Below are 15,053 nucleotides of genomic sequence, written 5' to 3' on the forward strand. Positions count from 1 at the left end.
CGGGCAGACGAACAGGCAGATGTTCACCTTCGCCGTGATCGGTGTCGTCAACACCGCCACGTATTACTGCGCCTACCTTCCGCTGCTCACCCGAATCCCTTATCTCCTCGCCCATATTCTGGCGACCGCGATCAGCCTGACCGGTTCGTTTTTCCTCAATGCGCGATTCACCTACCGCACCCGCCCGACACTGCGGAAATTCCTGCTTTTCCCGCTGACCAACGCGGTGAATTTCCTCGTCACGACGGCGGGCGTCTACGTCCTGGTCGACCTGCTGCACCTCGGCAGCCGCTGGGCCCCTCTGCCCGCCTCCCTGGGGGCGATCCCGGTGACGTTCGTCGTGTCCCGCCGGATCATGCTCCCGAAGGCCGACCGGACTCGGATTGCATAAACGTGCAGCGAAACGTATAGTCATGCCGTCCAGAGGAGGGTGACATGACGGTACGTGTGGCAGTGGCCGGAGCGAGCGGTTACGCGGGCGGAGAGCTCCTGCGTCTGCTCCTGGCGCACCCGGAGACCGAGATCGGGGCCCTGACCGGCAACTCCAACGCGGGTCAGCGGCTCGGCGCGCTGCAGCCGCACCTGCTGCCACTGGCCGACCGGGTCCTCGGGGAGACCACCGACGAGGTGCTCGCCGGGCACGACGTCGTCTTCCTCGCCCTGCCCCACGGCCAGTCCGCCGCCGTGGCCGAGCGGCTCGGCCCGGACGTGCTCGTGGTCGACATGGGCGCCGACTTCCGGCTCGAGGACGCGGCCGACTGGGAGCGGTTCTACGGCTCCGCGCACGCCGGGACCTGGCCGTACGGCCTCCCCGAACTGCCGGGTGCCCGCGCCCGGCTCACCGGGTCCAGGCGCATCGCGGTACCCGGCTGCTACCCGACCGCCGCCACCCTCGCGCTCTTCCCGGCCTACGCCGCCGGGCTCGCGCGCAGCGAGGCCGTGATCGTCGCCGCCTCCGGCACCTCAGGCGCGGGCAAGGCGCCCAAGCCGCACCTGCTCGGCAGCGAGGTCATCGGCTCGATGACGCCGTACGGCGTCGGCGGCGGCCACCGGCACACGCCCGAGATGATCCAGAACCTCAGTGCGGTGGCCGGCGAGCGCGTCACCGTCTCCTTCACGCCCACCCTCGCGCCGATGTCCCGCGGCATCCTCGCCACCTGCAGCGCCCCGGCCGTCGCGGGCGTGAGCGCCGAGTCCGTCCGCGCCGCCTACGAGAAGGCCTACGCCGACGAGCCCTTCGTCCACCTGCTGCCCGAGGGCCGGTGGCCCGCCACGGCGTCCGTCCACGGTTCCAACGCCGTTCAGGTGCAGGTCGCCCACGACGAGGCGGCGGACCGCATCATCGCGATCAGCGCCCTCGACAACCTCACCAAGGGCACCGCGGGCGGTGCCGTCCAGAGCATGAACCTCGCCCTCGGGCTCGACGAGTCCACCGGGCTGACCACGATCGGAGTTGCGCCGTGAGCGTGACGGCAGCTAAGGGATTCACGGCCGCGGGCATCGCCGCCGGGATCAAGGAGAACGGCAACCCGGACCTGGCCCTCGTGGTCAACACCGGGCCCCGCCGCGCCGCCGCCGGCGTCTTCACCTCCAACCGTGTGAAGGCCGCTCCGGTGCTCTGGTCCGAGCAGGTCCTCCGGAGCGGTCAGGTCTCCGCGGTCGTCCTCAACTCCGGTGGCGCCAACGCCTGTACGGGCCCCAAGGGCTTCCAGGACACGCACGCCACCGCGGAGAAGGCGGCCGAGGTGCTCGGACGCGGCGCCGTCGAGGTCGCCGTCTGCTCCACCGGCCTCATCGGCGTACTGCTCCCGATGGACAAGCTGCTCCCGGGTGTCGAGACGGCCGCGGCCCAGCTCTCCGAGCACGGCGGCGAGAAGGCCGCCATCGCCATCAAGACCACCGACACCGTCCACAAGACGTCCGTCGTCACGAGGGACGGCTGGACCGTCGGCGGCATGGCCAAGGGCGCGGGCATGCTCGCCCCCGGCCTCGCCACCATGCTGGTCGTCCTCACCACCGACGCCGCGCTCGACGGCGACGTACTCGACGGGGCGCTGCGGGCCGCGACGCGCACGACCTTCGACCGCGTCGACTCCGACGGCTGCATGTCCACCAACGACACCGTGCTGCTGCTCGCCTCCGGCGCCTCCGAAGTCACCCCGGACCAGGCGGAGTTCGCGGAGGCGGTGCGCCAGGTCTGCGACGACCTCGGACAGCAGCTGATCCGGGACGCCGAGGGCGCCAGCAAGGACATCAAGGTCGAGGTCGTGGGCGCCGCGAGCGAGGACGACGCCGTCGAGGTGGGCCGCTCCATCGCCCGCAACAACCTCCTCAAGTGCGCGATCCACGGCGAGGACCCCAACTGGGGGCGTGTCCTCTCGGCGATCGGCACGACGCGAGCCGCCTTCGAGCCGGACCGGCTGAACGTCGCCATCAACGGCGTCTGGGTCTGCAAGAACGGCGGCGTCGGCGAGGACCGCGAGAAGGTCGACATGCGCTACCGCGAGGTGCACATCGTCGCCGACCTCGCCGCCGGGTCCGAGACCGCCACGATCTGGACCAACGACCTCACCGCCGACTACGTCCACGAGAACAGCGCCTACTCCTCATGACCGCCACGCGAAAGCACACCGCGCTCCCCAAGGCCCAGATCCTCATCGAGGCGCTGCCCTGGCTGGTCAAGCACAACGGCAGGACGGTCGTCATCAAGTTCGGCGGCAACGCCATGGTCGACGAGGACCTGAAGGCCGCGTTCGCCCAGGACGTCGTCTTCCTGCACCACGCCGGCCTCAGGCCGGTCGTCGTGCACGGCGGCGGCCCGCAGATCAGCGCCGCCCTCGACAGGCACGGCATCGTCAGCGAGTTCAAGGCCGGTCTCCGGGTCACCACCGAGGACGCCATGGACGTCGTACGGATGGTGCTGGCCGGGCAGGTGCAGCGCGAGCTGGTCAACCTGCTCAACGAACACGGTCCGCTGGCCGTGGGGCTGACGGGCGAGGACGCGCACACCATCACCGCCACCAAGCACCAGCCCGAGATCGACGGGGAGTTGGTCGACATCGGGCGGGTGGGCGAGATCACCGAGATCGACACGGGCGCGATCGAGGCCCTGCTCGCCGACGGCCGGATCCCGGTCGTCTCCTCCATCGCCCGCAGTCAGGACGACGGACATGTCTACAACGTCAATGCTGATACGGCGGCTGCGGCACTCGCTGCTGCTCTTGGCGCCGAGACGCTCATGGTCCTCACGGACGTCGAGGGCCTTTACGAGGACTGGCCGAACAGCGACGAGGTGATCAGCCGCCTCACCGCCTCCCAGCTGGAGAAGCTGCTGCCGGACCTCAGCTCCGGCATGGTGCCGAAGATGGAGGGCTGCCTGCACGCCGTGCGCGGCGGCGTCCACACCGCCCGCGTCATCGACGGCCGGGTCCCGCACTCGATCCTGCTGGAGATCTTCACCGACGAGGGCATCGGCACGATGGTCGTGCCCGACGAGCAGGAGGGGGACGCCGTATGACGAGCACGGCGACGAACACGGAGTTCACCGAGCGGTGGCAGGGCGCGCTCATGCACAACTACGGCACGCCCCTGCTGCCCCTCGTACGCGGCGCGGGCACCACGGTGTGGGACGCCGACGGCAAGGAGTACCTCGACTTCGTCGGCGGCATCGCCGTCAACGCGCTCGGCCACGCCCACCCGGCGATCGTGGCGGCCGTCAGCACGCAGATCGCCTCCCTCGGCCACATCTCCAACTTCTTCATGGCCGACCCGACGATCACGCTCGCCGAGCGGCTGCTCCAGCTCTTCGGCCGCGAGGGCCGGGTCTTCTTCTGCAACTCCGGCGCCGAGGCGAACGAGGCCGCCTTCAAGATCGGCCGGCTCACCGGGCGGACGCACGTCGTGGCCACCCAGGACGCCTTCCACGGCCGCACGATGGGCGCACTCGCGATGACCGGCCAGCAGGGCAAGCGGGAGCCGTTCCTGCCGCTGCCGGGCGAGGTCACGCATGTGCCGTTCGGCGACGCGCAGGCCCTGGCGGCCGCCGTCACCGAGCAGACCGCGCTGGTCGTCCTGGAGCCGGTGCAGGGCGAGATCGGCGTCGTCACCCCACCGCCCGGCTACCTCAAGGCCGCCCGCGCGATCACCGCCGCGACCGGCGCGCTGCTCGTCCTCGACGAGGTGCAGACCGGCGTCGGCCGTACCGGGCACTGGTTCGAGTACCAGGCGCACGAGGGCGTCCTGCCGGACGTCGTCACCCTCGCCAAGGGCCTCGGCGGCGGCCTGCCGCTCGGCGCCACCGTCGCCTTCGGCCGCGCGGCCGAACTGCTGCGGCCCGGGCACCACGGCACGACCTTCGGCGGCAACCCGGTCGCCTGCGCCGCCGGACTCGCCGTGCTCGACACCATCGAGAACGAGGGGCTGCTGGAGAACGTCAAGCGGCAGAGCGAGACGTTGCGGAACGGGATCGAGTCCCTGGGCCACGCGTTGATCTCCCATGTCCGGGGAGCGGGCCTCCTCCTGGGTATCGTGCTCACCGAGCCCCTCGCGCCCCAGGTGCGCCAGGCGGCTCAGGAGGCCGGAATCCTGGTGAACGCGCCCGCGCCCGACGTCGTACGGCTGATGCCGCCGCTCAACCTCGGCGACGACGAGGTGGACGCGTTCCTCCGGGTGCTCCCCGGCGTCCTGGACCACGCACACGGGGACGGATCCGGAGAATGAGACGACGATGAGCCAGGCGCAGGACGACGCACAGCACGCCGGGCCTGCCGTGCCGCAGACCCGCACCGCACGCCACCGCCGGATCGTGGACATCCTCAACCGGCAACCGGTGCGCTCCCAGAGCCAGTTGGCGAAGCTGCTCGCCGACGACGGGCTGACCGTCACCCAGGCGACGCTCTCCCGGGACCTGGACGAGCTCAACGCGGTGAAGATCCGCAACAACGACGGCGACCTCATCTACGCGGTCCCCAGCGAGGGCGGCTTCCGCACCCCGCGGGCCCCGCTCGGCGAGTCGGCGAAGGAGGAGCGGATGCGGCGCCTCTCCCAGGAGCTGCTGATCTCCGCGGAGGCCTCGGCGAACCTGGTGGTGCTGCGCACGCCCCCCGGCGCCGCGCAGTTCCTGGCGTCGGCCATCGACCAGGCGGAGCTGCACGACATCCTGGGCACCATCGCGGGCGACGACACCCTGCTGCTCATCAGCCGGGAGCCGACCGGCGGCCAGGCGCTCGCGGAGCACCTGCTGCGGCTCGCGCAGAACGGCCACTGACGCCGACGAGTCCGGGGCGCGCGGTCGCACCGCGCGCCCCGGACTCGCATGGGGGTTTCCTCCCGGCCGGGCCGTCCGCCCGGCAGGTCTCAGCCCAGGCGGGCCGCCAGCCCTCCCGTGCAGCGCACCTCGTCGCCCGCCGTGATGAGCAGCGCCTCCACGTCCGGCAGGGACTCCAGCCAGCGCAGCCCGTCCCGGGAACCCATGGCGAACGCGGCCGTCGCCCAGCAGTCCGCCCAGGTCAGCGCCGGGGCCACCACGGTCACCGCCACCAGGTCGGTCACCGCGGAGCGGCCCGTGCGCGGGTCCACGATGTGCGCGCCCCGCTCGGCGGTGCCGGACGTGGCCACCGCGAGTTCGCCGACGCCGGCCGCGGACACGACCGCCGCGAGACCGCCCGGGCGCAGCGGGTCGGCCACCCCGACCCGCCAGGGCCGGTGCGGTTCGGGCGAGCCGAGCAGCTGGACGTCCCCGCCGCCGTTCATGCTCACCCCGCACACCCCAGGCGTCGCCGCGAGGAGCCGCGCCGCGTGTTCGGCGGCCCAGCCCTTGACGATGCCGGTCGGATCCAGCCGCCCCTCGTAGCGCATGCTGAACCAGCCGTCGCTCACCCGCTCCGCCTCCGCGCCCAGTTCCAGCACCTCGGCGACCTCGGGATCGCAGTCCTCGACGGTCAGTTCACCCCGTGACAGGCGGGAGAGCTGGCTGTCGTCGCGGTACATGCTGAACACCTCGTTGACCCGGTGCAGTCCGGCGACCGCCTCGTCGAGCGCCGCCTGCACCGCACCGGGTTCCCCGCCGCGGACGTCGAAGGAGAAGACGGTCCCCATGACCTCCTCCGCGTGACGCACCGCGGCGGGAGCTTCTGCCGATTCGGCCACCGTCTCAGCCACCGGCCTGGTCCAGTGCCGACTGGAGCGACTGCTTGTAGCCGGTGCTGGTGTACGTGGCACCCGACACCGCGTCGATCCGCGCGCTGCCGGCCGCCACCGCCTCCTGGTTGAGCTTGGGCACGGCCGCCGCCGTCTTCTGGTCGCTGAGGCCGCCACTGGGCGCCTGCACCGCGTCGGCCTTGGTGATCTTGCCGTCGCTGACGGTGATCCGGACCTGGACCGGCCCGTAGTCGGTCTGGACGACCTTGCCCGTGACGGTCCTGGCCCGGGCGGAGCCGCCGGAGGCCTGTGAGGAGCCGCTGCCCGAACTGCCGGACGAGCCCCCGCTCTTCGACGCCCCGGCGCTCGCCTTCATCTTGTCGATCGCGGACTGCAGCGACTTCTTGTACCCGGTGCTCGTGTACGTCGCCCCGGACACCGAGTCGATCTGCGCGCTCTGCGCGGCGACCGCCTCCTGGTTGAGCTTGGGCACGGACAGGGCGGTCTTCTGGTCGCTGGTGCCGCCCTTGGGCGCCTGGACGGCGTCGGCCTTGGTGATCCTGCCGCCGCTGACGGTCAGCCGGACCTGGACGTCGCCGTACTGCGTCGTGACCACGTTGCCGTCGACGGTGCCGGACCCGGCCGCCGCGGAACCGCCCTGCGGCGACTCCTGCGCCGCCGCGGTCTGCTGCGGGGCCGCACCGGCCGCCTGAGCGCCGGGGCCGGACGCCGGTTTCAGCGACAGCAGCAGTACGACGCCCGACACGGTGGCCGCGGTGGCGAGCACGACACGTCGGATGGGGTGACTCTTCCTCATCGCTTCTCAGGCTCCTGAAGTCCCGTCGCTCACATCTCGAACGACTCGTGATGGATGCGGCGGGCGGGCACTCCCGCGCCGCGCAGTGCTTCGTAGACGGACTGGGCGAACCCGGCCGGGCCGCACATGAAGACGTCATGGTCGTCGATGTCCGGCAGCTTCAGCTTCAGGCGCTCCGCCGAGATGTCGGGGCGCTCGCCGTCCGGGCTGTTGACCGCGTACATCAGGCGGGCGCCGCGGTCGTCGGCGATGGCGGCGAGCTCGTCCCAAAGGGCCAGGTCCTGCGTGGTGTTGGCCCGGTAGAGCAGCGTGATGTCGCCGGCCGCGCCGGGCAGCGTCTCGAACAGCGCCCGCATCGGCGTGATGCCCACCCCGCCCGCGACCAGCAGCACCTTGCCGCGACTGCGCCGCTGGGCGGTCATCGCGCCGTACGGGCCCTCGGCCCACACCTTGGTGCCGGGCCGCAGCTCGCGCAACCGCGCGCTGTGGTCGCCGATCGCCTTCACGGTGATGCGCAGCACGTCGGGGCGGGGCGCCGCGGACAGCGAGTACGGGTGGGAGCTGAACCGCATGCCCGGCGTCATGAACCGCCAGCGGAAGAACTGCCCCGCCTCGGCGCCCATCCGGTGCAGCTTGCGCCCGCCGATCAGCACCGACACGATGCCCGGCGTCTCCTCGATGACCGCCTCGACCCGCATGCGGTGGCGCAGGTTGAGCCGGATCGGGGTGAGGACGCGGTACCAGACCACCAGCGCGGTGACGACGCCGTAGAGGGCGTACCAGAAGGTCTTCGCCATCGGCTCGACCGCGAAGTCGTTGCCGGTGGTGATCTGGTGCCAGAACGTCAGGAACACCGCCGCGTACGTCAGCAGGTGGACGTGGTACCAGGTGTCGTAGGGCAGCCGGCGGCGGACGGGGGCGACGGAGGTGAGCCCGATGACCACGAACAGGCCCATGCCGATGGCCGCCTTGCCCATGTCCGGCAGCTGTTCGACGGAGTCGATCGTCTGCTGGACGATGTCGCCGAGCGACTTGCCGGCCTGGAGCGCGTAGCCCCACATGGTGAGGAAGACGTGCGCGAGGATGAGGCAGAGCGTGTAGCGGCCGCTCATCGCGTGCCAGCGCGCCACCCGGTCGGAGCCGACGCGCCGCTCCAGCGCGGGCACGCGCGCCATCTGGAGCACCACGAGCGCCATCAGATAGCCCGCGAGCAGGCCGGTGATCCGGCCCGCGTTGAGGATCTTGCCGTTCTGGTCGGCGATGGACGGCGTGTTGTGCCACCACAGCCACAGCACAGCGGCCGCGCCGGCTCCTACGGCCAGCAGCAGGACGGTCGCCGGGGAGCGGCGCGGGCGGATGCGGCGCATCGTCTGGCGGCGGGCGGCGCGGCCGCCTGCGAGCGTGGTGGTCACTGTTCCTCCGGGGCGGGGGCAAGGGGGGTGGGCGTGGTCCCTTGGCCCTGAGATACGTGCCACGGCGCTCGTGCGTTCAGCTGCGTGCCGAGTCCAGTGCGGACTGGAGTGACTGGCGGTAACCGTCACTCGTGTAGGTGGCGCCCGACACGGTGTCGATGTCCGCGCTCTGGGCCTGGAGGGCCTCGCTGCGCAGCCGCGGCAGGGCGAAGCTGTTGATCTCCTGGTCCCGGGGGTTGTCCGTCGGATAGCTGACGGCGGTGACGTCGGTGAGCTTCCCGTTCTTGATCGTGATGCGGACCTGGACGGGACCCCAGCGGGTCTGGACCGTGTCGCCGGTGACCTTCTTCGTGCCCGTGACGGCGCCCCCGGAGGTGCCCCCGGACGTGCTCCCGGAGGAGCTGCTGGACGGCGCGGGCACCGCCAGGCCCACGTTCGGCGTCGAGTGCGGCTTCAGCGACAGCAGCAGCACCATCCCGGAGACGGTGGCGGCACTCGCCAGCACGATCCGGCGCAGCGGGCGGTTCTTCTTCAACGCGTGCACTTCTGCGGCCTCACAGCTCTCAGAGTTCGAAGGACTCGTGGTGGATACGGCGGTCCGGGACCCCGGCGGCGCGCAGCGCCTCGTACAGCTCGCGGGCGAAGCCGTGCGGCCCGCAGATGTACACGTCGTGCCCGGCCAGGTCCGGGAAGGTCGCGCGCAGCGACCGGGGCGTGAGGCTGGGGCGCCGGCCGTCCGCTCCGTTGAGGGCGTAGAGCACCTTGGCGCCGCGCCAGCGCGCGATGGCCTCCAGCTCCCCGCCCAGGGCCAGGTCCTCGGCCGTGCGCGCCCGGTAGAGGAGGGTGACCTCGCCGGGCAGCGTCTCGAACAGGGCCCGCAGCGGGGTGATGCCGACGCCGCCCGCGATCAGCAGCGACTTCGGCGCGGTCTGCCGGTCCGCGGTCAGCGAGCCGTACGGGCCCTCCGCCCACACGCGCGTGCCGGGCCGCAGCAGGGAGACGGCCGCGCTGTGGTCGCCGAGCGCCTTGACCGTGATCCGCAGCAGGTCCTGCCGGGGCGGCGCCGACAGCGAGTAGGGCGTCGACGTCCAGCCCAGGCCCTCGCCGAAGAACCGCCAGCGGAAGAACTGCCCGGCCTGCACGTCGAGTTCGTCGAGCCTGTGGCCCCGCACGACGACCGAGAACACGCCCGGCGCCTCCCGGTGCACCGAGTCGACCCGCAGCCGGTGCCGCAGGTTCAGCCGCACCGGCTCCAGCACCCGGAACCACAGCACCAGGGCCGCGACACCGAGGTACAGCGCGTACCAGGCGGCCGTGGCGACCGTGTGGCCGTTGAACTCGTTGCCCAGGGTCAGCTGGTGGAAGAAGGCCAGGAAGACGGCGAGGTAGGTGAGCAGGTGGACGTAGTACCAGAACTCGTGGCTGATGCGGCGGCGCGCGGCGCGGGCCGAGGTGATGCCGACCGCGAACAGGATCAGCGTGCCGGACGTCGCCTTCAGCATGTCCGGGTAGTCCAGGACCACGGTGGTCGTCTCGTGCCAGAGCGAGGAGCCGTCCTGGGCGGCGTACCCGAGGAGGATCAGCACGATGTGCGCCACCAGCAGGCAGACCGTGTAGCGGCCGGCCATCGCGTGCCAGCGGGCCACCCGGTCGGAGCCGACGCGCCGCTCCAGCAGCGGCACCCGCGCCATCAGGCCGACCAGCACCGCGCAGGCGTACCCGCACAGCAGCCCGGCGATCCGCCCGGCCCCGGTCAGCCAGCCGGCCGCGCCGACCACCGACGCGGTGTCCGCCCACCACAGCGCGACCACGGCGGCCGCGCCGGCCCACAGCAGTGCCAGTACGGCGGCCGCGGGGGAGCGCCGCGCGGGCGGCGCCACGGCCGGAGCCGCCCGCCGCTCGTACACCGTGGTCATATGTGCGTCCTTTCGCCTGTTCCGGACGCAACTGTGCCGGGCCAACCTCTCAGCCGCCTCTGAACAGGACCCGGGCGAGCGCACTCAGAGGAAACTCAGAGCGTCGCCCGTCGACCGCCGCCGCCGCGAGGAGGGATGCTGGAAGGGCGATGAACACCACCCGCTCCGGCCGACCCGCCCTGACCCGCCCCGACGGCACACCGCTGCGCGTCCTCGTCGTCGACGACGACCCGGACCTCGCCGAGGTGCTCTCCGGCGCCCTGCGCTACGAGGGCTGGCGGGTGCACTCGGCCGGTGACGGCGCCTCCGCCGTCACCGAGGCGAGGGAGCTGATGCCGGACGCGGTCGTCCTCGACGTGATGCTCCCGGACACCGACGGCTTCTCCGTGCTGCGCTCCCTGCACGCCGTGAAACCGGACGTCTGCGTGCTGTTCCTGACCGCACGGGACGCGGTGGAGGACCGGATCGCGGGCATCACCGCGGGCGGGGACGACTACGTCACCAAGCCCTTCAGCCTGGAGGAGGTCGTCGCCCGGGTCCGCGGACTGCTGCGCCGCGCCGGCATGGCCCGGCAGCAGGAGGAGGGGCCCCGGCTGATCGTGGGCGACCTCGTCATGGACGAGGAGGCCCGCGAGGTGACCCGGGCGGGCGACCTGATCGAGCTGTCCCCGACCGAGTTCGAGCTGCTCCGCTTCCTGATGCGCAACCCCCGCCGGGTCATGAGCAAGACGCAGATCCTCGACCGGGTGTGGTCCTACGACTTCGGCGGCCGGGCCCACGTGGTCGAGCTGTACATCTCGTATCTGCGCAAGAAGGTGGACGCGGGCCGGGAGCCGATGATCCACACGGTGCGCGGGGCCGGGTACGTCCTCAAGCCGGTGAGCCCGTGACGCTGCTGGGGCGCCTGCCGCGCCCGCGCACGCTGCGGGCCCGGCTCACCTTCGGTCTGGTGGTGCTGCTGGCGATCAGCTGCGCCGCCGTCGGTCTCGCCGCCGTGTTCGAGCTGAACGGCTTCCTCACCAGCCGCCTCGACCAGCAGGTGGCCCAGACCGGGCCCCGGTTCGCGGCGAGCCTGGAGCACCCCGACAGGCTGCCCGACGACCACGACGGCGACGAGCACGGCGACGACCGCAGACAGGCCACCGGGACCTTCGGCGCCCGCGTGGCCGACGGCGCCGTCACCCACGCGGCGGTCGTGCGCCGCTCCGGCGTCGCGAACGTCACCCTCTCCGCCCGCGACCAGGAGCGGCTGGTCGCCGTCCCGGCCGACGGCGAGGGCCACAGCGTCGAGCTCTCCGGCCTGGAGGACTACCGGGTCATCGCCTCCGGGGGCAAGGACGGCGACGTCCTGCTCACCGGGCTGCCCCTGGAGCCCGTGCAGGCCGCCGTCCACCGCCTCGAACTGGTCGCCGGGATCGTCTTCGGCGCCGCCCTCACGCTCACCGGCGTCGCGGGCGCGCTGTGGGTGCGCTGGTCGCTCAGGCCGCTGAGCCGGGTCGCGGCGACCGCCACCCGGGTCAGCGAGCTCCCGCTGGCCAGCGGCGAGGTGGCGCTGCCGCCGCGCGCGCCGGAGTCCGACCCGCGCGGCGAGGTGGGCCGGGTCGCCGGCGCCTTCAACCGGATGCTGGGCCATGTCGAGGACGCGCTGACCAAACGGCACGCGAGCGAGGAGCGGCTGCGCAGCTTCGCCGCCGACGCCAGCCACGAGTTGCGCACACCCGTCGCCACGGTGCGCGGGCACGCGGAACTCGCCCTGCTGCACCCGGGCCCCGTGCCGCCGCAGATCACCCGCGCGCTGGAACGCATCGCCGCCGAGTCCGGCCGCATGGGATCCATGGTCGACGACCTGCTGCTCCTGGCCCGCCTGGACGCCGGCCGTCCCCTCGAACGCCGTCCCGTCGACCTGACCCGCCTGGTTCTCGACGCGGTCACGGACGCCCGGGCCACCGGCCCCGGCCACCGCTTCACCCTGGAACTCCCGGAGGAGCCGGTCACCGTCACCGGCGACGAGCACCGCCTGCACCAGGTGCTGGCCAACCTGCTGGCCAACGTGCGGGTGCACACACCGGCCGGCACCAAGGTCACGGTGTCCCTGGAGACCGAGGGCCTCACGGCCGTGCTCGCGGTGCACGACGACGGCCCGGGCGTCCCCGAGGACATCCGGCCCGGCGTCTTCGAGCGCTTCACCCGGGCCGACCGCCGCCGCACCGACGCTCCCGGCGCCGGAGCCGGCCTCGGCCTGTCGATCGTGGCGGCCGTGGTGGAGGCGCACGGCGGGAGCGTCGGCCTGGAGAGCCGACCGGGTTCGACCACGTTCACCGTGCGGCTCAGTACCGCGTGATCGCCGTACGCCCGCCCGTCGTCCCGATCGCGATGTGCGGGCCGCGGCCCGGCCGCGCCCAGGTGAGGATGTGCCGCATCGCGCCGGCCGGCACGGACACACAGCCGGCCGTCGCCCCGCGCCCGTCGACGTGCAGGAAGATCCCGGCCCCGCGGCCGCGCACCCGGGAGTGGTAGTTGAAGCCGACGACCAGCGCGTACGCGTACTGGGTCGGGTACGCGGCCAGATGCTCCGACTCGGACGCCCGGCAGTCGGCCGGGCGCGGCTCGGTCCAGCGGTTGTAGGAGCGCGAGGCGTTGTCCTGGCACCACCACGACGCCTGGTGCACCCGGCGGTACGGGTAGAGCGTCCCGCCGGGTGCGGCCTGGGTGCCGAAGGCGAAGGGCAGGTCGTACAGACCGGTGGGCGTGGTGCCGGTGTTCTGCTTCCGGGACGCGCCCTCGGCCAGGCCCTTCGCCCCGAACCGGGCGGCCGCCGAACCGGCCTTCACCCAGCGGCCGCCCCGCCGGTCCCACCAGGTGACCGTGCCGGTCGTCGCGTTCGTCCCGGCCGCCACGGCGGTGATCAGCTGCGTGCCGCCCCCGGTGTCGGCCATGCGCGCGGGCAGCGGCGGGCTCGTGGCGGGAGCGGCCGGCGCGGCGCCGAGCAGCAGGACGGAGGCGGCCACCAGGGCGCCCGTGGCCGGAGCGGTTCGCATGGCTCAGACCGTAGACGGAGGCAGCGGCAACGGCAGCCCGGGCAGGCCGTCCAGGCTGGTGGCGATGTGCTCCTTACGGGTGAAGTAGGCGTCGAGCGAGGCGTCGTCCTCGCGCGCGAACCGCCTGCCGTGCAGGTCGCGGTCCTCGTCGTACGTCATCAGGGGCACCGCGTAGCCGCAGGTGTCGCGGACGAGTTCGGCCGTCACGACGATGATCGCGCGCAGTCCGTGGCGGAAGCCGTCGATGTCCGGGAAGCGGGTGAGCAGTTCCGCGAACCGCGGGTCGTCACGGAAGACCGGCTCGCCGCGGCCGTGCACGCGCACGATGTTCGGCGGGCCCTGGAAGGCGCACCACATCAGCGTGATGCGGCCGTTCTCCCGCAGGTGCGCGATGGTCTCCGCGTTGGAACCGGCGAAGTCCAGGTAGGCCACGGTGCGCTCGTCGAGCACCGCGAAGGAGCCCTTGAGGCCCTTGGGGGAGAGGTTGAGCGTGCCGTCGCCGGACAGCGGCGCGGTCGCGGTGAAGAAGAGGGGCTGCTCCTCGATGAAGGTCCGCAGCCTGCCGTCGATGCTCTCGTAAGTTTTTCCCACGTTTCATGATGACGCGTGCGGGGTCCTTCGCCGGTCCGGGGAAGGACGTCGTCCCGCCCGCGCCCGCCGTCCGTGGCCGCCCCGGCCGGCGCTGCATCGGGGCGGCCACAGCACCTGTCACGTCACTTCGTGAGCGTGCAGGCGGCCAGTGCGTCGAGGCCGGTGGGTGTGTCGGCGGTGCGGCCGATGGCGATGGCGATGCGGTCGACGGTGGATTTCCGCTTGTCGGCGAGGGGGCCGAGGATGGCGTTCTGGACGAAGTCGGGTCCGCCCTGGCCGACGGTGGCGGCGAGGCGTTTGTCGGCTTCGTCGATCTGGGTGTCGAGCAGGGCGAGGTTGCGGTCGACCTCGGCCTGCGCGGAGGCGGGGATCGCCGGGAGCCGCGAGGCGACGTCCGGGCAGCTGATGGTGCCGGCGCCGGTGGTCCCGGTCCCGCCCGCCGCGCCGCCGGCGCCGTCCGTGGCCGTCGCGCCCGGTGCGGCGGTCGCCTGCCCGCCCGTACCGGCGGCGGATCCCGCGGTGTCGAGCGTGCAGGCGGCCAGTGCGTCGAGGCCGGTGGGTGTGTCGGCGGTGCGGCCGATGGCGATGGCGATGCGGTCGACGGTGGATTTCCGCTTGTCGGCGAGGGGGCCGAGGATGGCGTTCTGGACGAAGTCGGGTCCGCCCTGGCCGACGGTGGCGGCGAGGCGTTTGTCGGCTTCGTCGATCTGGGTGTCGAGCAGGGCGAGGTTGCGGTCGACCTCGGCCTGCGCGGAGGCGGGGATCGCCGGCAGCCGCGAGGCGACGTCCGGGCAGGTGATGGTGCCGGGGGACGCGGCCAGGGTCCGGGCGTCGGGCCCGTCGCCCTTGGACGGGGTACCGGCGAGAGCGGTACCGGCGATCACCGCGCCGGACAGCGCCACCGCGGCGGCGCCGCCGATGACCGCCACGCGACGCTTCTTGTACTTCGGAAGTGCCCTGGACATGCGGAGCCTCACTCGGGTCTGGAGTGACGGGGGTGTCACTGCTGTGGCCGGTGTGTACGAACGCGGCGCCTGCGTTCTTGCGTGAGGTACGAGAAAGCGGTTGCTCGCGTTCAAGCCGCGCCGCATCGGATGGCACCGGACCCCGAATTGACGAATCATGCATCACTCTGCATACT

The 15,053-nt window shown here is 72.5% G+C and carries 16 protein-coding genes; 8 read left to right on the plus strand and 8 right to left on the minus strand.

The window, feature by feature from the left end; genetic code table 11:
• The first annotated feature begins 19 nt into the window (after positions 1-19).
• Genes ACIRPX_RS30085 through ACIRPX_RS30110 form a run of 6 tightly spaced genes read left to right on the plus strand, consistent with a single transcriptional unit; the run spans position 20 to position 5,266 of the window.
• Positions 20-391: a GtrA family protein gene (locus tag ACIRPX_RS30085; protein WP_404201066.1), complete on the plus strand. Its 372-nt coding sequence runs from the start codon at positions 20-22 to the stop codon at positions 389-391.
• 44 nt (positions 392-435) lie between these two features.
• Entirely contained in the window at positions 436-1,464 is a 1,029-nt protein-coding gene (gene argC, locus ACIRPX_RS30090) for an N-acetyl-gamma-glutamyl-phosphate reductase (RefSeq protein ID WP_404201068.1), read from the plus strand.
• Complete coding sequence (argJ, locus tag ACIRPX_RS30095) at positions 1,461-2,612, plus strand: bifunctional glutamate N-acetyltransferase/amino-acid acetyltransferase ArgJ (RefSeq protein WP_404201070.1); 1,152 nt, start codon at positions 1,461-1,463, stop codon at positions 2,610-2,612. The genes argC and argJ overlap by 4 nt, the downstream gene beginning before the upstream one ends.
• Positions 2,609-3,517, plus strand: coding sequence for an acetylglutamate kinase (gene argB, locus ACIRPX_RS30100; RefSeq protein ID WP_404201072.1), 909 nt, complete (start codon positions 2,609-2,611; stop codon positions 3,515-3,517). Before argJ ends, argB begins: the two co-directional genes overlap by 4 nt.
• Positions 3,514-4,719, plus strand: a complete 1,206-nt coding sequence (locus ACIRPX_RS30105; protein ID WP_404201074.1) for an acetylornithine transaminase — start codon at positions 3,514-3,516, stop codon at positions 4,717-4,719. Before argB ends, ACIRPX_RS30105 begins: the two co-directional genes overlap by 4 nt.
• A 7-nt stretch (positions 4,720-4,726) precedes the next feature.
• Positions 4,727-5,266 (plus strand): arginine repressor, encoded by a 540-nt coding sequence (locus tag ACIRPX_RS30110; RefSeq protein ID WP_208779647.1) that lies wholly within the window; start codon positions 4,727-4,729, stop codon positions 5,264-5,266.
• An 89-nt stretch (positions 5,267-5,355) separates the two neighbouring features.
• Here the strand turns inward: ACIRPX_RS30110 and ACIRPX_RS30115 are convergent, their stop codons facing one another.
• The 5 genes from ACIRPX_RS30115 to ACIRPX_RS30135 all read right to left on the minus strand — a co-directional run bounded on the left by ACIRPX_RS30115 (position 5,356) and on the right by ACIRPX_RS30135 (position 10,283).
• Positions 5,356-6,096 carry an FAD:protein FMN transferase gene (locus tag ACIRPX_RS30115; protein WP_404201076.1) on the minus strand — a complete coding sequence of 247 codons (741 nt, stop codon included), beginning with the start codon at positions 6,094-6,096 and terminating at the stop codon, positions 5,356-5,358.
• 55 nt (positions 6,097-6,151) lie between these two features.
• Positions 6,152-6,955, minus strand: coding sequence for an FMN-binding protein (locus ACIRPX_RS30120; RefSeq protein WP_404201078.1), 804 nt, complete (start codon positions 6,953-6,955; stop codon positions 6,152-6,154).
• Positions 6,956-6,984: 29 nt separating this feature from the next.
• Complete coding sequence (locus tag ACIRPX_RS30125; protein WP_404201080.1) at positions 6,985-8,367, minus strand: ferric reductase-like transmembrane domain-containing protein; 1,383 nt, start codon at positions 8,365-8,367, stop codon at positions 6,985-6,987.
• Between the two features lie 76 nt (positions 8,368-8,443).
• On the minus strand, positions 8,444-8,911 hold the full coding sequence (locus ACIRPX_RS30130; RefSeq protein WP_404201082.1) for an FMN-binding protein: 468 nt from the start codon (positions 8,909-8,911) through the stop codon (positions 8,444-8,446).
• A gap of 19 nt (positions 8,912-8,930) precedes the next feature.
• Positions 8,931-10,283: a ferric reductase-like transmembrane domain-containing protein gene (locus ACIRPX_RS30135; protein WP_404201084.1), complete on the minus strand. Its 1,353-nt coding sequence runs from the start codon at positions 10,281-10,283 to the stop codon at positions 8,931-8,933.
• A gap of 149 nt (positions 10,284-10,432) precedes the next feature.
• Here ACIRPX_RS30135 and ACIRPX_RS30140 point away from each other — a divergent pair, with 149 nt between their 5' ends.
• Together ACIRPX_RS30140 and ACIRPX_RS30145 are read left to right on the plus strand one after the other, a co-directional pair.
• On the plus strand, positions 10,433-11,173 hold the full coding sequence (locus tag ACIRPX_RS30140) for a response regulator transcription factor (RefSeq protein ID WP_404201086.1): 741 nt from the start codon (positions 10,433-10,435) through the stop codon (positions 11,171-11,173).
• Positions 11,170-12,624, plus strand: coding sequence for a sensor histidine kinase (locus ACIRPX_RS30145; protein WP_404201088.1), 1,455 nt, complete (start codon positions 11,170-11,172; stop codon positions 12,622-12,624). Before ACIRPX_RS30140 ends, ACIRPX_RS30145 begins: the two co-directional genes overlap by 4 nt.
• Here the strand turns inward: ACIRPX_RS30145 and ACIRPX_RS30150 are convergent.
• The 3 genes from ACIRPX_RS30150 to ACIRPX_RS30160 form a co-directional block, all read right to left on the minus strand.
• Complete coding sequence (locus tag ACIRPX_RS30150; protein ID WP_404201090.1) at positions 12,611-13,321, minus strand: L,D-transpeptidase; 711 nt, start codon at positions 13,319-13,321, stop codon at positions 12,611-12,613. The genes ACIRPX_RS30145 and ACIRPX_RS30150 overlap by 14 nt on opposite strands.
• A gap of 3 nt (positions 13,322-13,324) precedes the next feature.
• Entirely contained in the window at positions 13,325-13,912 is a 588-nt protein-coding gene (locus ACIRPX_RS30155; RefSeq protein ID WP_404201092.1) for a pyridoxamine 5'-phosphate oxidase family protein, read from the minus strand.
• Positions 13,913-14,034: 122 nt separating this feature from the next.
• On the minus strand, positions 14,035-14,877 hold the full coding sequence (locus ACIRPX_RS30160; RefSeq protein WP_404201094.1) for a hypothetical protein: 843 nt from the start codon (positions 14,875-14,877) through the stop codon (positions 14,035-14,037).
• Positions 14,878-15,053: the final 176 nt, after the last annotated feature.

The sequence above is a fragment of the Streptomyces sp. NPDC101225 genome (genome assembly GCF_044767585.1).
Classification (GTDB): domain Bacteria; phylum Actinomycetota; class Actinomycetes; order Streptomycetales; family Streptomycetaceae; genus Streptomyces.

Bases quoted from the DNA above. Each gene is read 5' to 3' on its own strand.
- ACIRPX_RS30085 (WP_404201066.1), top strand. From the start codon at position 20: ATGTTCACCTTCGCCGTGATCGGTGTCGTCAACACCGCCACGTATTAC.
- argC (WP_404201068.1), top strand. From the start codon at position 436: ATGACGGTACGTGTGGCAGTGGCCGGAGCGAGCGGTTACGCGGGCGGA.
- argB (WP_404201072.1), top strand. From the start codon at position 2,609: ATGACCGCCACGCGAAAGCACACCGCGCTCCCCAAGGCCCAGATCCTC.
- ACIRPX_RS30105 (WP_404201074.1), top strand. From the start codon at position 3,514: ATGACGAGCACGGCGACGAACACGGAGTTCACCGAGCGGTGGCAGGGC.
- ACIRPX_RS30110 (WP_208779647.1), top strand. From the start codon at position 4,727: ATGAGCCAGGCGCAGGACGACGCACAGCACGCCGGGCCTGCCGTGCCG.
- ACIRPX_RS30115 (WP_404201076.1), bottom strand. From the start codon at position 6,096: ATGGGGACCGTCTTCTCCTTCGACGTCCGCGGCGGGGAACCCGGTGCG.
- ACIRPX_RS30120 (WP_404201078.1), bottom strand. From the start codon at position 6,955: ATGAGGAAGAGTCACCCCATCCGACGTGTCGTGCTCGCCACCGCGGCC.
- ACIRPX_RS30135 (WP_404201084.1), bottom strand. From the start codon at position 10,283: ATGACCACGGTGTACGAGCGGCGGGCGGCTCCGGCCGTGGCGCCGCCC.
- ACIRPX_RS30140 (WP_404201086.1), top strand. From the start codon at position 10,433: ATGAACACCACCCGCTCCGGCCGACCCGCCCTGACCCGCCCCGACGGC.
- ACIRPX_RS30150 (WP_404201090.1), bottom strand. From the start codon at position 13,321: ATGCGAACCGCTCCGGCCACGGGCGCCCTGGTGGCCGCCTCCGTCCTG.
- ACIRPX_RS30160 (WP_404201094.1), bottom strand. From the start codon at position 14,877: ATGTCCAGGGCACTTCCGAAGTACAAGAAGCGTCGCGTGGCGGTCATC.